Origin of the sequence: Umezawaea tangerina (genome assembly GCF_003002815.1) — a bacterium.
Taxonomy (GTDB): Bacteria; Actinomycetota; Actinomycetes; order Mycobacteriales; family Pseudonocardiaceae; genus Umezawaea; species Umezawaea tangerina.
In genome coordinates, this window is sequence record NZ_PVTF01000001.1 from 725,706 (window position 1) to 740,507 (window position 14,802).

The 14,802-nt window shown below is 72.3% G+C and carries 12 protein-coding genes; 7 read left to right on the plus strand and 5 right to left on the minus strand.

Annotated features, from left to right (window positions below):
* Positions 1-5: 5 nt before the first annotated feature.
* Both CLV43_RS03455 and CLV43_RS03460 read right to left on the minus strand, forming a co-directional pair.
* Positions 6-1,772 (minus strand): MFS transporter, encoded by a 1,767-nt coding sequence (locus CLV43_RS03455; protein WP_106185964.1) that lies wholly within the window; start codon positions 1,770-1,772, stop codon positions 6-8.
* A 79-nt stretch (positions 1,773-1,851) separates the two neighbouring features.
* Positions 1,852-2,637, minus strand: a complete 786-nt coding sequence (locus CLV43_RS03460) for a glutaminyl-peptide cyclotransferase (protein ID WP_245886176.1) — start codon at positions 2,635-2,637, stop codon at positions 1,852-1,854.
* A gap of 51 nt (positions 2,638-2,688) precedes the next feature.
* Here CLV43_RS03460 and CLV43_RS03465 point away from each other — a divergent pair, with 51 nt between their 5' ends.
* Positions 2,689-3,459: a DUF3027 domain-containing protein gene (locus tag CLV43_RS03465; RefSeq protein WP_245886097.1), complete on the plus strand. Its 771-nt coding sequence runs from the start codon at positions 2,689-2,691 to the stop codon at positions 3,457-3,459.
* Positions 3,456-6,386, plus strand: a complete 2,931-nt coding sequence (locus CLV43_RS03470; RefSeq protein ID WP_425445718.1) for a sacsin N-terminal ATP-binding-like domain-containing protein — start codon at positions 3,456-3,458, stop codon at positions 6,384-6,386. The genes CLV43_RS03465 and CLV43_RS03470 overlap by 4 nt, the downstream gene beginning before the upstream one ends.
* Before the next feature lie 24 nt (positions 6,387-6,410).
* Here the strand turns inward: CLV43_RS03470 and CLV43_RS03475 are convergent, their stop codons facing one another.
* Positions 6,411-6,677, minus strand: a complete 267-nt coding sequence (locus CLV43_RS03475) for a DUF2530 domain-containing protein (protein ID WP_211304209.1) — start codon at positions 6,675-6,677, stop codon at positions 6,411-6,413.
* A 77-nt stretch (positions 6,678-6,754) separates the two neighbouring features.
* Between CLV43_RS03475 and CLV43_RS03480 the strand changes: the two genes are divergently transcribed.
* The 3 genes from CLV43_RS03480 (at position 6,755) to CLV43_RS03490 (ending at position 10,046) form a co-directional block, all read left to right on the plus strand.
* Entirely contained in the window at positions 6,755-8,236 is a 1,482-nt protein-coding gene (locus tag CLV43_RS03480) for an NCS2 family permease (RefSeq protein WP_106185448.1), read from the plus strand.
* A gap of 58 nt (positions 8,237-8,294) precedes the next feature.
* Positions 8,295-8,726 carry a MarR family winged helix-turn-helix transcriptional regulator gene (locus tag CLV43_RS03485; RefSeq protein ID WP_106185449.1) on the plus strand — a complete coding sequence of 144 codons (432 nt, stop codon included), beginning with the start codon at positions 8,295-8,297 and terminating at the stop codon, positions 8,724-8,726.
* An 81-nt stretch (positions 8,727-8,807) separates the two neighbouring features.
* The gene (locus CLV43_RS03490; protein ID WP_106185450.1) at positions 8,808-10,046 is read left to right on the plus strand and encodes an MFS transporter; all 1,239 of its coding nucleotides are present in this window, start codon (positions 8,808-8,810) and stop codon (positions 10,044-10,046) included.
* A gap of 293 nt (positions 10,047-10,339) precedes the next feature.
* On the opposite strand, the gene CLV43_RS03495 is transcribed toward CLV43_RS03490, so the two are convergent.
* A complete protein-coding gene (locus CLV43_RS03495; RefSeq protein ID WP_106185451.1) occupies positions 10,340-10,969 on the minus strand; it encodes a superoxide dismutase in 630 nt (209 codons plus the stop codon).
* A 127-nt stretch (positions 10,970-11,096) separates the two neighbouring features.
* Here CLV43_RS03495 and CLV43_RS03500 point away from each other — a divergent pair, with 127 nt between their 5' ends.
* Together CLV43_RS03500 and CLV43_RS03505 are read left to right on the plus strand one after the other, a co-directional pair.
* Positions 11,097-12,746, plus strand: coding sequence for an ABC-F family ATP-binding cassette domain-containing protein (locus CLV43_RS03500; protein ID WP_106185969.1), 1,650 nt, complete (start codon positions 11,097-11,099; stop codon positions 12,744-12,746).
* Positions 12,747-12,750: 4 nt separating this feature from the next.
* Positions 12,751-13,161, plus strand: coding sequence for a hypothetical protein (locus CLV43_RS03505; protein ID WP_106185452.1), 411 nt, complete (start codon positions 12,751-12,753; stop codon positions 13,159-13,161).
* 33 nt (positions 13,162-13,194) lie between these two features.
* Here CLV43_RS03505 and CLV43_RS03510 read toward each other — a convergent pair whose 3' ends face one another.
* Complete coding sequence (locus CLV43_RS03510) at positions 13,195-14,691, minus strand: glutamate-cysteine ligase family protein (protein WP_106185453.1); 1,497 nt, start codon at positions 14,689-14,691, stop codon at positions 13,195-13,197.
* Positions 14,692-14,802: the final 111 nt, after the last annotated feature.

Sequence of the window (14,802 nt, forward strand, 5' to 3'; positions counted from 1 at the left end):
CGCAGCTAGCCGATGGGCTTGGTGGGGTGCACCGCGTTGGGGTGCTCCGGGCGGTCGCCGCCGAGGCCGGGGATGAGCGACGTGCCGCGCCTGCACAGGACCGTCTGGACGAGGCCCGCGGTCAGCAGCACCGCCAGGACGGTGAAGCCGATCCAGTAGGTGGCGGGCAGCAGGACGCCGAGCGCGCCGCCGAAGACCCAGGTGAGCTGGAGGATGGTCTCCGAGCGGCCGAAGGCCGAGGCGCGCGACTCCTCCGGGAGGTCGTCCTGGATGACGGCGTCGAGGCTGATCTTGGCGAGGCCGCTGGCGGTGGCGCCGACCAGGCCGACGACGGCGGCGGTGGCCAGGCCGGGCAGGACCGCGGCGATCACGGCGACGGCCAGGCACGCGCCGAGGCAGAGGACGACGACCTGGTCGGGGTTGCCGAAGTGCAGGCGCGCGCCGACGGCGTTGCCCAGGAAGCTGCCGATGCCCGCCGCGGCGGCGATCACGCCCAGCAGCAGGAGCTGCTTGCCCGCGTCGCCCTCGGTCTGGGCGCGGACGACGAACGCGGCGAACAGGGTCAGGAAGCCGGTGAGCATCCGGATGGTGCCGTTGCCCCAGAGCGACACCACGACGTGGCGGCCCAGCGGCTGGCGCTTCGGCTTGGACGGGTTGGCGCCCAGCGACGTGGGCACCTCGCCCTCGGTGACCTCGACCCACGCGGGGATGCGCAGGCACAGCCAGCCGTTGGCCAGGCAGAGCGCGGCGGTGAACCAGAGCGCGCCCGGCGAGTCGAAGAACTGGGCGAACCCGGCGGCGACCGCGCCGAACACGCCGCCCGCGGCCAGGCCGAAGACGGTCATCCTGGCGTTGGTCTTGGACAGCGTGATGTCCGGCGGCAGCACCCTCGGGGTGATCGCCGACTTGAGCACGGTGAACGACTTGGACAGCACCATGCTGCCCAGCGCGGCCGGGTAGAGGCCCCAGTCGTCGAAGTGCAGCGCCATGACGATCGACAGGAACACCCGCAGCACGCACGCGGCGGCCAGCGCGATCCGCCTGCCGCGCTGGATGCGGTCCAGCGCGGGGCCGATGACCGGGGCGATCAGCGCGAACGGGGCCACGGTGATCAGCAGGTAGAGGGCGACCTTGCCCTGGCTCTCGCCGGTCGCGGCGGAGAAGAACAGGGTGTTCGCCAGCGCCACGGCCATCGCGGCGTCGGCGGCGTAGTTGAGCATCACCGCGTAGGTGAGCGCGGTCAGCCCGGACTTCTCGGCGCCGTCGGCGTGCGCGGCCTTCCGGAACGCGGACACGGCCTGCCGGCTGATCTGCCTGCCGCGGAACATCGCGACCCTGGTCACGGTGAGCTTCTTCGGCAGCGTCGGCGCGGTCGGGTGCTCGGAGGCGGGCACGTGGTCGCGGCGCGACCTCGGCGGCTCCGGCTCCGGTGGCTCACCGGTCGGGTACGGCCTGGTCGGGCGCACGCGGGAGGGGCGTTCGAGGTCGAAGCGCGCCTCGGGGGCCTGCCGGGGGCGGTAGTCGTCGTCCTCCCACGGGTACCGCGTCCGCGGCTCCGGCGGGGGAGGCTGCCTGCGCGGCGGCGGCGTCCGGCGCTGCGAGTCCTGGCGCGGGGGTTCCTGGCGCGGCGGCGGGGCCTGCTGGGGCGGTGGGCCGGGCGGCCACTGGGAGACGCCCTGCGGCTGCTCGGGCGCGCGGCGGGACCTGCGGCCGCCACTCCAGCCGCGCCGGGCACGCGGTGTGCCGTGCGGGTCGTCCGAACCGGAGCGCATCACCCCTCAATCCTGCCTCACGCGAGCGCGTGCCGTGCGGGAACGAGCCCAGGTGGGGGTGCGAATCACCCGCTCCGGGTCACTCCGCGAACCGCACGCGGAACACGCTCGGCCAGTTCTTGCCGGTGACGAGGAACTCGTCGGTGCCCGGCACGGCCGCGATCCCGTTGAGCACGTCGCTCCTCGGCACGCCCGCGGGCCGCAGCGAACCGGCGTCGACGCTGGCCGTGACCTTGCCGGTGGCCGGGTCGATGCGGACGATCTCGTCGGTCTGCCACACGTTCGCCCACACCGCGTCGCCGACGCACTCCAGCTCGTTGATCATCTGCAGCGGCTTGCCGTCCTTGGTGACGGCGACGTCGCCGGTCTTGGCGAAGCTGGTCGGGTCGCGGAAGGTCAGCGTCGCGGTGCCGTCGCTCATGACCAGGCGCTTGTCGTCGAAGCACAGGCCCCAGCCCTCGCCGGTGTACGTGGCGCGCCTCACCTCGCGGAACGTCGCGCGGTCCCGCTGGATGGCCAGGCCGTTGCGGTAGGTGATCTGCCAGATGCGGTCCCCGACGACCGTGATGCCCTCGCCGAACAGGTCGGGGGCGAGGTCGACCTTCTGCCGCACGTCGCCGGTGGCGGGGTCGACCAGGCGCAGCTGGGACTCGCCCTCCAGGCCCGTCCCCTCGTAGAGCGAGCCGTCGACCAGCTCGAGCCCCTCGGTGAACGCGCTGGTGTCGTGGGGTGTGGTGGCCAGCACCTCGATCCTGGTGGGACCGCCCGACGGGCTCGCGGAGGTGCCTCCTGGGGGTGCGGGCGGGGCCGTGCACGCGCCGACGAGGACCAATCCGGCCAACACCACGAGCCTCCGCACGTCCAGAAGGGTGACACGTGTGCACGCGGCTGTGTAGTCGTGCGGCACAATTCACCCGTGACCCCAACGCCCACTCAGCAGCCGCAGCCGGTGCTCGCCGATTCCGCAGCCGTCGATCTCGCCCGCGCCGCCGCGCAGGAGGAAGCCGGGTCGGAACGCATCGGTGCGCATGTCGGCGTGCTCGGTGAGGACGAGGTCTCGGTCACCCACCTCTTCGAGGCCAACCACGCCGGGTACCACGGTTGGAACTGGGCCGTCACGGTCGCGTTCGCCGGGGAGGGCACGCCCCTCTCGGTGAGCGAGGTCGTGCTGCTGCCCGGCAACGAGGCGCTGGTGGCGCCGGACTGGGTGCCGTGGGAGGAGCGGGTCCGCGCGGGCGACCTCGGTGTGGGCGACCTCATGCCGACCCGGCCCGACGACCCGCGCCTGGTGCCCGGCTACCTGGAGTCCGAGGACCCCGCCATCGAGGAGGTCTCGCGCGAGATCGGCCTCGGCCGGGTGCGCGTGCTGGGCCGCAACGGCAGGCTCGACGCCGCCGACCGCTGGCACGGGAGCGACTTCGGCCCGCTGAGCGACATGGCCCGCAGCGCGCCCGCCACGTGCGGCAGCTGCGGCTTCTACCTCCAGATCAAGGGCTCGCTCGGCGCCGCGTTCGGCGTGTGCGCGAACGAGCTGACGCCCGCCGACGGCCGCGTGGTGCACGTCGAGTACGGCTGCGGCGCGCACTCGGAGGTCGAGATCGACATGAGCGTGGGCATCCCGGTGTCGGACGTCGTCTACGACGACGCGCAGCTCGACGTGGAGCCCAACGAGACCGCTCAGCAGTGAGCCTGGACCCGTCCGTGTCCGCGGACCCGTTCGGCACCGAGGCGCTGCGCGACTCGGTGCTCGCCGCGTGGCGCGGCTCGCCCACCCGGTTCCGCGAGGACGCCAACGCCGAGGAGGACCTGCGGCTCGGCGGCTACCGCGACCGGCTGCTGGTCGAGCTGGCGCAGAACGCCTCCGACGCCGCGGGCGACGAGCTCGGCACGCTGCGGCTGTCCGTTGTGGACGGTGAGCTGCGCGCGGCGAACACCGGTGTGCCGCTGGACGCCGCCGGGGTGACGGCGCTCGCGTCGTTGCGCGCGTCGACCAAGAACGGCGGCACGATCGGCCAGTTCGGCGTCGGCTTCGCCGCGGTGCTGGCGGTGACCGACGAGCCGAGGGTGGTCTCCACGACCGGCGCGGTCGCCTTCTCCGCCGAGCGCACCCGTGCCGCCACGCCCGAGCTCGCCGAGCAGCGCGGTGGCGACGTGCCCGTGCTGCGGCTGGTGTGGCCGAGCGACGAGACCGACGTGCCGGAGGGCTTCGCCACCGAGGTCCGGCTACCGTTGAAGGTGGACGCCGCCGCGCTGCTGGCCGACCTCGCCGACCAGGCCGCCGACCTGCTGCTCGCCCTGCCCGGCCTGCGTCGCATCGAGATCGCCGGGCAGGTGTGGACGCGTGAGGTACCCGAAGTCCCGCTTGCGGGGGCGAGCACGGACTCGGACGGAGACGTCGTGGTGCTGCACGGTCCGGACTCCTCGACCCGCTGGGTCCTGCACCGGGTCTCCGGTGAGCTGCCCGCGGAGTTGGTGGCCGGTGTCGAGACCAGGCCGCAGTGGTCGATCTGCTGGGCCTGGCCGTCCGACGGCGTGCTGACCGACGAGGTGCTGCACGCCCCGACGCCCACCGACGAACGCCTGTCGCTGCCCGCCCGGCTGCTGGCCACGCTGCCGGTCGAGCCGTCGCGCAGGCGCGTGCAGCCCGGCGCGGCCGTGGACACCGTGCTGGCCGAGGCCGCCGCGCACTACCCGGCGCTGGTCGCGAAGCTGCCCGCCGTGCAGCGCACGGCCTTGGTCCCGCTGCCCGGCTTCCCGCTGTCCGAAGTGGACGGTGTGCTGCGCGACGGTGTGCTGAAGGCCTTGCGCACGGCCGAATGGCTGCCGCTGGCCAGTGGCGAGTGGGCGTCCCCCGCGAAGGCGAAGGTGCTCGACGCCGGGTCGGAGGAGCTGGTCGAGCTGCTGGAGGACGTGGTCCCCGGCCTGCTCGACGCCGAGCTGACGCTGCCCGAGCACGCGAAGGCGCTGGCGGCGCTGGAGGTCCGCAGGCTGGGCATGCGCGAGGTCGTGGACGCGCTGGCCGGACTCGGCGGCGACCCGGACTGGTGGCGGCGGCTCTACGCCGAGCTGGACCCGATCGCCGAGGTCGACTCGACGGCCCGCGAGGAGCTCGGCGGCCTGCCGGTCCCGTTGGCGGACGGCCGGATCGTCACGAGCCCGCGCGGCGTCCTGCTGCTGGAGGCCGACCAGGAGACCCTGGACCTGCTGGCCGGGGTCGACGTGTCCGGGCTGCGGATCGCGCACCCCGAGGCCGTGCACCCGCTGCTGGTCCGCCTCGGCGCCGTCGAGGCGGGGCCGGTCGAGCTGCTCGACTCCGAGGCCATCCGCGAGGCCGTGCACCGCAGCGCCGACGAGGTCGACGCGGGCATGGACGGCCACGACCTCGTGCGCGCCGTGCTGCGCCTGGTGGACCGCTCGGGCATGCGCCCCGGCGACCGGCCGTGGCTGGCCGAGCTGGTGCTGCCGGACGCGTCCGGCGAGTGGCGGCGGGCCGACGAGCTGGTGCTGCCGGACTCCGCGCTGCTGGACGTGCTGGAGTCGGACGCGCCGATCGGCGTGCTGGACAAGGCGGTCGCCGAGCAGTGGCCCCGGTCGGTGCTGACCGCGGTCGGGGTGGTCGACGGCTTCACGGTCGTGGTGGACGAGGACCCGACCGAGCCCGACCACGACCTGGCCGACGAGGGGTACTGGTGGGCCGCCGCCCCGGAGCCGCCGCGGCGCGTGGTCGGGATCCGCGACCTGGACCTGGTGTCGCGTGACGCGTGGCCCGCGGCGCTGAGGATGCTGGCGGCCGACCCGGTGGCCTGGCGCGCGGTGCAGGAGCCGGACGGGTACACGGGCTGGTGGCTGTCCCAGTACGCGACGCTGGAGGGCGTGCCGCTGTGCGACTGGCGGCTGGAGTCGGCGGAGTCGCTGGCCGGGCTGTACGACGTGGTGCCCGAGGTGGGGCTGCCGGAGCACGTGCTGGTCGCGGTCGGGGTGCGGACCGAGCTGGACGTGCGCGGCGACGACGACGTGCGGGACCTGCTGCGGCGCCTCGGGGATCCGGACCGGGCGCCCGCCGACGCGCTGGTGTTCAAGGCGCACGCCGCGCTGGCCGAGGTCGCGCACCTGCTGGACTCGGGCGGGATCAGCCCGCCGGACCGGGTGCGGGTGCTGACCGGGGCCGCGGTGGCGGCGGACGACGTGGTGGTGCTGGACCTGCCCTGGCTGCTCGGGGTGCTGCCCCCCGAAGGGGTGCTGGCGGCCGACGGGGGCGCGGAGGCGCTGGCCGAGCTGCTGGCGCTGCCGTTGGCGTCGGAGGAGGTCGTGGGCGCTCCCACGACCGAGGGCGACGAGGTGTCGTGGCACGAGCTGGGCGCGGTCCGGCTGGCCTGCGACCTGCTGGGCGTGGAGCTGCCCGCCGGGTCCGTGGTGGTGCACGACGAGCTGACCGTGACCGTGGACGGCACCGGGCACGAGGTGGCCTGGTGGGTGGTCGACGGCGTCGCGCACGCCGTGGACACCCCGGAGGGCCTGGCCCGCGCACTGGCGTGGGTCAGCGGCCGGTGGGCCGACCGGCACGCGTTCGCCGCGCTGATCACCGACCCGACGCCGGTGACGTTGCTGGGCTAGCTACCGGTGACGTTGCTGGGCTGGCTACTGGGTGCCGGTCTGCGCGCCCCGCGAGCCGCGGCGCGCGGCCCGGCGCTGCCAGGCGAACACCCCGTAGCCCAGGACGCCCAGCACCGCACCGGTGAAGCTGGCCCACGTCCACACGGCGTCGTCCGGGTCGATGACCAGGAAGACCACGAAGGCGATCGTCCACAACACCGTGCCGCCGACGATCGCGGGCACGGGGTCGGCCAGGCGGCGGGGTAGTGGGGGAGGACTCGGCAGCGAGTCGTGTTCGGACTGTTCGGCCACGTCAGGCAGGCTACCTCCCGGAAACAAGGATCGGGCACGCTGATCGCGCACCGGTCCGGGTACCGATTGGGGTAGACATGGCCACTGAGCAGACGACGCCGTCCTCGACGACGCCGACCTCCAAGCTCGACGGGTTCTTCAAGATCTCCGAACGGGGCTCCACGGTCGCGCGGGAGCTGCGCGGCGGGCTGGTCACGTTCGTGACGATGGCCTACATCGTGGTGCTGAACCCGTTGATCCTGGGCAGCTTCGCGCCCGACGACGCCGGGGCGAAGAAGGACGTCCTGGGGGCGATCCTGCCGGTGTCGCAGGTCGCCGCGGTGACGGCGCTGGTCGCGGGCGTGATGACCATCCTGTTCGGCCTGGTGGCGAACCTGCCGTTCGCGATGGCCACGGGGCTGGGCATCAACACGTTCGTGGCCGTGACGATCGTGCCGCAGATGACCTGGCCGGAGGCCATGGGCCTGGTGCTGGTCAACGGGCTCGTCGTGCTCCTCCTGGTGGTCACCGGGGTGCGCCAGGCGGTGTTCAACGCCGTCCCGAACGAGCTGAAGGCCGCCATCGCGGTGGGCATCGGCCTGTTCATCTGCTTCATCGGCCTGGTCGACGCGGGCTTCGTGCGCAGGCTCCCGGACGCGGCGGGCACGACCGTGCCGGTGGGGCTCGGCATCAACGGCTCGATCGCGTCGTGGCCGACGCTGGTGTTCGTGGTCGGGCTGCTCGTGACCGGCATCCTGTTCGCCCGCAAGGTGAAGGGCGCGATCCTGATCGGCGTCCTGTCCGCGACGGTGCTGTCCATCGTGATCGAGGCGATCGTGCACGCGGGGCCGTCCAAGGGCGTGAACCCGCTGGGCTGGAACCTCGGCTACCCGGCGCTGCCCGGCGAGGTCTTCAGCCTTCCGGACCTGTCGCTGGTCGGCGACGTGTCGTTCGGGGCGTGGACCAGGATCCCGGCGATCACCGCCGCGCTGCTGGTGTTCACGTTGGTGCTGACCGACTTCTTCGACACCGTCGGCACGATGACCGGGCTGGGCAAGGAAGCGGGCCTGATCGACGCCGAGGGGCAGCTGCCGAGCGTGAACAAGGCGCTGTTCGTCGACGGTCTGGGCGCGGTCGCGGGCGGTGCGGCGTCGTCCTCGTCGAACACCGTCTACATCGAGTCCGCGTCCGGCATCGCCGAGGGCGCCCGGACGGGGCTGGCGAACGTGGTGACGGGCCTGCTGTTCATCGCCGCGATGTTCCTGACGCCGCTCTACGAGGTCGTGCCGGTCGAGGCCGCCGCGCCCGCGCTGGTCGTGGTCGGGGCGCTGATGATGATGCAGGTCAAGGAGATCGACTTCGGCGACTTCTCGATCGCGCTGCCCGCGTTCCTCACCATCGTGGTGATGCCGTTCACCTACTCCATCGCCAACGGCATCGGCGCGGGCTTCGTCAGCTACGTGCTCCTGCGGGCGCTGACCGGGCGGGCGCGCAGCGTGCACCCGCTGATGTGGGTGGTGGCCGCGGCGTTCACCGTCTACTTCGCCATCGGTCCGATCCGCGCCGCGTTCGGTGCCTGATGTCCGGTTCGGCCGCACGGGCGGAACGGGGGACCAGATCGTGAGGTATGCTAACTACGTGGCGGACGCAGCGGCGGAGCAGGGACTGGCGAGCAGGCTCCGGCTTGCCGTGGTCCGGCTCAACCGCAGGCTCCGCGCCCAGCGCACCAACTCGTCGATCTCGCTGACCCAGGTGTCCGCGCTGTCCACGCTGCACAAGTGCGGACCGCTGACCCCCGGCGAGCTGGCCGCCAAGGAAGGCGTCCAGCCGCCGTCGATGACCAGGGTGATCGCGGCGCTGGAGGAGTTCGGCTACGCGACGCGCAGGCCCCACCCGACCGACGGCCGGCAGGCCATCGTGCAGCTCAGCGAGGCCGGGCTGGCGTTCGTGAACGAAGAGGTCGGCGCCAGGGAAGCCTGGCTCGACAAGCGGTTGGCCGAGCTCACATCGGAAGAGCGGGAGCTCCTCTCCCGCGCGGCGGAGATCATCGACAGGATGGCGGGGCAGTAACGGGTGCCGGCTTACGCGGGTGGTAGCGAATCGGATCGCATCGATCGGGACGTCGCGCTACCCCCGCCCAAGCGCAGCACCATGTTCGGCTCCCTGAAGGTCCGCAACTACCGCTACTACGCCTCCGGCCAGGTCGTCTCCCTGATCGGCGTGTGGATGCAGCGCGTCGCGCAGGACTGGTTGGTGCTCGAACTGTCCCACGGCAGCGCCGTCGCGCTCGGCATCGCGGCGGCCCTGCAGTTCGCCCCCACGCTGGTCTTCTCCCTCTACGCGGGCGTGCTCGCCGACCGGATGGACAAGCGCAGGCTGCTGCTGGTGCTGGAGAGCGGCCTCGCGCTGTGCGCGCTGACGTTGGGGCTGCTGGACGTCACGGGGCTCGCCCAGCTCTGGCACGTGTACCTGCTGTGCCTGCTGCTCGGCTGCGTGTCCGCGCTGGAGACGCCGGTGCGGCAGTCGTTCGTGATCGAGATGGTGGGCCGCGACCAGCTCCCGAACGCCGTCGCGCTCAACTCGATGACGTTCAACCTGGCCCGCATGGTCGGCCCCGCGGTGGCGGGCGTCGGCATCACGATCATCGGCACCGGCTGGATGTTCCTGATCAACGCGGCGTCGTTCGTCGCGGTGATCGGCGGGCTGCTGGTGATGGACGTCGCCCAGCTGCGCCGCTCCGAGCCGGTGCCCCGCGAACGCGGACAGCTGGTCGAGGGCCTGCGGTACGTGAAGGACCGCCCGGACCTGGTGATCCTGCTGACGCTGGTCTTCTTCATCTCCACGTTCGGCCTGAACTTCTTCCTCACGCTCGCGGTGATGGCGCGCAACGTGTTCGGCGGCAACGCCGACGCCTACGGCCTGCTCACCACGCTGCTGGCCGTGGGCACCCTCGCGGGCGCCACGCTGGCCGCCAAGCGCAGCACGCGCGGCAAGCCGAGGCTCGCCCTGCTGATCGGCGGCGCGCTCGCGTTCGGCGTCCTGGAGGTCTTCGCGGGCCTGATGCCGAACCTGGTCACCGTCGGCCTGATGCTCATCCCGGTCGGCATCGCCATGATGACCTTCACGACCACCGCCAACGCCACCGTGCAGATGTCCGTCGCCCCCGCCATGCGCGGCCGCGTGATGGGCCTCTACATGCTCGTGTTCCTCGGCGGCACCCCGTTGGGCGGCCCGGCGATGGGCTGGCTGGCCGAGCAGTACACCGGCCGCGCACCGCTCGTCGCGGGTGGTGTGGTCTCCGTCGTCACGGCGCTGGTCGGCGGTGCGGTCCTGGTCCGCAGCGGCGGGCTGGTGCTGCCGAGGTTCCCGATCCGCCCCCGCCGGGCGTAACCCCTGCTTCGCGGCTCCGACGTGCGGGAACGAACTTCTTCCGCACACTTTCGGGTTGCCCACTTCCCAACATGTAGAGCTTAGGCTAACCTAAGTCTCGTCACTTCGTGGTGGGAGTGGCAGTCAGTTCGGGAACAGACGAGGCCCCGCTCGCCGGTCGTACCACCGGCGCGCGGGGCCTCGTCGTGCTCCGGTCCCGTGATGCCCGAACGCCGAGGCGCCGCACGTGGCGGCACCTCGGCGCCAGCTCGGCAGCTCGGCTTGTCGGAGCATCCACTGCCGGGTTCAGGGGGTCACGCGGTGGGCAGCAGCAGCCCGTTCCGACCCGCGCGGGCCGCTTCGAAGCGGGCGTTGACGTCGTCCCAGTCGACGATGTTCCACAGCGCGCTGATGTAGTCGACCTTCAGGTTGCGGTACTGCAGGTAGTAGGCGTGCTCCCAGATGTCGAACGCGAGCAGCGGCGTGGTCGCGATCGACAGGTTGGAGTGGTGGTCCTTCAGCTGCTGGGTGATCAGCCGCTGCCCGACCGGCTCCCACGCCAGGATGCCCCAGCCGGAGCCCTGGATGGACCCGGCGGCCGCGTTGAGCTGCTTGCGGAGCCCGTCGAACGAGCCGAAGAACTCGTCGACCGCCGCGGCCAGCTCGCCGACCGGCTTGTCGCCGCCGTTCGGGCTGAGGTTCTTCCACCACACCTGGTGCAGCGCGTGCCCGGCGAGGTGGAACGCGAGCGTGGTCTCCAGGCCGACGATCGAGCCCAGGTCCTCCTTGTCGCGGGCCTCGTCGATCTGCTCGATCGTGTCGTTCGCGCCCTTCACGTAGGCGGCGTGGTGCTTGCCGTGGTGCAGCTCGTTGATCTCGCCGATGATCGCGGGCTCCAGATCGGCGTAGTCGTAGTCCAGATCCGGCAGCACGTACGGGGCCATCGTCGCTCTCCTCAACCTCTTGCAACATCCTCTTAGTTGCAACTTACTGGCATCAAGACCGGACGGCGAGGGCGGGCGGTCGGAAATCCGGTTGCCGACGGCCGCGCGGGCTGCGACCGTCGGCGTCGTGTCCGTCTTGGCAGCTCGCGGAGTCACGCTGTCGTTCGGTCCGCGGACCGTGCTCTCGGAGGTCGATCTCGATGTCGCAGCAGGCGAACGCGTAGGGCTGGTAGCACCGAACGGGGTGGGCAAGTCGACCCTGCTGCGGGTGCTCGCGGGCGAGCTGGAGCCCGAGGAGGGGACGGTCGTCCGGCACCCGGCGTCGGCCGTGGTGGCGCACCTCACGCAGGAGACCCGGCCGCGCCCCGGCGAGTCGCTGCGCGGGCACCTGGCGCGCCGCACCGGGGTCGCCGAGGCGAACGCGCTGTTCGAGCGCGCGGGCGTCGAGCTGTCCGAGGGCGTGGCGGGTGCGGAGGACCGGTACTCGGCGGCGTTCGACCGCTGGACGGCCATCGGCGCGGGCGACTTCGAGGAGCGGGCGGACGCCGTGTGCGACCGGCTCGGCCTCGCCGCCGACCTGCTCGACCGGCGCACCGCCCACGAGCTGTCCGGCGGCCAGTCCGCCCGGCTGCGGCTGGCGGCCGTGCTGCTCACGCGGGCGGACGCGCTGCTGCTCGACGAGCCGACCAACGACCTGGACACCGACGGGCTGGCCCTGCTGGAGGCGCACGTCTCGGCGAGCCGGGCGGCGGTCGTGCTGGTCAGCCACGACCGGGAGTTCCTCGCCCGCACGACGACGGCGATCGTCGAGCTGGACGAGTTCACCCGCACCGCCTCGCTGTTCCGCGGCGGCTGGGACGCCTACCTGGAGGAGAAGTCGGCGGCCGAGCGCCGGGCCCGCGAGGAGTACGAGGCCTACGCGGCCAAGCGCGACTCGCTCACCGAGCGGTCGCGGCTCACCCGCGAGTGGTCCCGCACCGGCGTGCGCAACGTCGCCAGGTCGAACGAGACCGACAAGAACATCAAGCACCGCGAGAAGCAGCGGGCGCAGGCCACCGCGGCCAAGGCGTCCATTGTGGACCGCGTGCTGGAACGGCTGGAGGAGGTCGAGGAGCCCCGCGAGGCGTGGGAGCTCCGGCTCACCCTGCCCAGCGCGGGCCGGGGCAGCCGGATCGCGTTCACCTTGCGGCGGGCCGTGGTCAGCCGCGGCGACGTGACGCTGGGGCCGGTCGACCTGGCGATCGGGGCGGGGGAGCGCTGGCGGATCACCGGCCCCAACGGCTCCGGCAAGTCGACGCTGCTCGGCGCCCTGCTCGGCCGGATCCCGCTGGTGTCCGGCGAGCGGAGCGCGGGCGCGACGGTCGTGGTCGGCGAGGTCGACCAGCTGCGCGAGGAGTTCGACACCGACCGCCCGGTGCTCGACGTCGTCGTGTCGGCGACCGGGCTGGAACGGGTCGAGGCGCGGACGCTGCTGGCGAAGTTCCGGGTCGGCGCGGACACCGTGCTGCGGCCCGCCAGGACGCTGTCACCGGGCGAGCGCACCCGTGCGGGGCTGGCGTTGTTGCAGGCCAGGGGGACGACGTGCCTGGTGCTCGACGAGCCGACCAACCACCTCGACCTCGCGGCCATCCACCAGCTGGAACAGGCGCTCGCCACCTACGAGGGCACGTTGTTGCTGGTCACGCACGACCGGCGGCTCGCGGAAGCGATCTCCGTCGACCACGAGCTCGACGTGCGCGGGCTGTTCGCCTCCCCACCCGCCAAGGGTGCAAGATAAGGGGATGAGCACCGAGGAGGACTGGCCTGTCGAACAGACCTGGTCCATGCGCAACACGCACTGGCACGCCTACGTCGAGCACACGTCCCTCGACCACGCCTCCCCTCGGCAGGAAAGACTGGAGCGCACGCCGGAAGAGGTGCTGAGCACTCCCGCCGAGGTCGCGGCCTGGCTGGAGGTCAACCTCCGCAGCGCCACCAAGCCGGAGGAGGCGGGCAAGAAGCGCGTCAAGGACGAGCGCGACTTCTCCGACTCCAACCGCGTGCACACGTCGCTGGCCTCCTGCGGGGAGTCCATCTACACCGGCGTGAAGGGGATGCTGACGCTCGCGGTCGAGGCCGTGACGCCGGACGACTGCCGCAGCTCGCACGACGGCGCGGACGTCGCACCCCTCAAGTCGGGTCGCCGCCGCTGACCCGCGGGGGCGACCCTCCCGCTGCCCGGCCGTTCAGCCGACCGGCCAGGTGTGCACGGGCTCGCCCTCGTGCATCAGGTCGACGTACCGCCTGAGCATGCCGGTCAACGCGGCGTCGCGGTCGGCGCCGCGTTCCTCCAGCCGCAGCACGGTGTCGCGCTGCCACGACGAGCCCGTGCGGCGGGTCAGGCAGCGCTGCTCGATCACACCCAGGTAGCGCTCGCGGGCCTCGTCGGACACGCCGCACGCGCGCAGCCCGTCGTGCGCCATCGGCAGCAGCCTGCGCAGCACCAGCTCGTCCGGTGGCACCCAGCCGATGCCCGGCCAGTACAGCTGGGCGCCCATCCCGTGCCGCGCCCCGGTGTAGAGGTTCTCCTCCGCCGCGTGGAACGACATCCGCGTCCACAGTGGACGATCCTGGTCGACCAGCGCCCGCTGGGTGCCGTAGAAGAAGGCGGCGTTGGCCACGATGTCCAGCACCGTCGGGCCCGCTGGCAGCACCCGGTTCTCGATCCGCAGGTGCGGGACGCCGTCCACCGCGTCGTACACCGGCCTGTTCCACCGCCAGATCGTGCCGTTGTGCAGCCGCAGCTCGGTCAGCTCGGGCGTGCCGCCCGCCTCCAGGACCTCCACGGGGTTCTCGTCGTCGGTCTCCGGGAGCAGCGCGGGGAAGTAGCGGGCGTTCTCCTCGAACAGGTCGAAGATCGACGTGATCCACCGCTCGCCGAACCACACCCTCGGCCGCACGCCCTGGTTCTTCAGCTCCTCGGACCGGGTGTCGGTCGCCTGGAGGAACAGCGGGATGCGCGTCTCGTGCCAGAGCGCCCTGCCCAGCAGGAACGGGGAGTTCGCGCCGATCGCCACCTGCACGCCCGCGATGCACTGGGCCGCGTTCCAGTGCGCGGCGAAGTCGGCGGGCGCCACCTGCAGGTGCAGCTGCACCGACGTGCAGGCGGCCTCCGGCAGGATCGACTCCTGGTAGCTCAGCAGCCGCTCGGGGCCGTGGCCCGACAGCGGGGAGCCCTCCATGTGCAGCACGGTCTCCTCGCCGCGCGCCGCGAAGATCCGGTCGTTCAGCACCTTGTACCGCGAGCTGTTCGACAGCCACCGCAGGTCGAAGTGCTCGTGCCGCAACGTCGGCAGCACCCCGATCATGACCAGGTTCGCGCCCGCGTCCTGCGCCTTGTCGTCGGCCGCGCTCAACGACTTGCGCAGATCCTGTTCCAGGCCAAGGGTCTCGTCCCCGGCCAGCTCGCGCGGCGGGACGTTGATCTCTAAGTTCTGCTGGCCGAGCTCGAGGGTGAACGAGGGGTCGTCGATCTTCTCCAGCACTTCGGAGTTCGCCATGGCCGGTCTCAAGGCGTCGTCGACGAGGGCCAGTTCGATCTCCAGGCCCATCTGCCTGCGGGGGAACGAGAAGCTGTCCTCCGCCAACATCGTCGCCAATGCCTCGAGGCACCGCTGGAGCTTCTCCCGGTACCGCTGGCGGTCCTCCCTGGTGTACGCGCGGCCGGTCACATCCCTGCCCATGCCGCCTCCCCTCGGTCGTGCTGCTCCGGCGGCGGAGCGGAGCGCCAACCGTGACACAGCGTTGCGGGGCCCGCCAGCGTCCAAATCGGTGCTCTCTGTCACTTGGCTGTA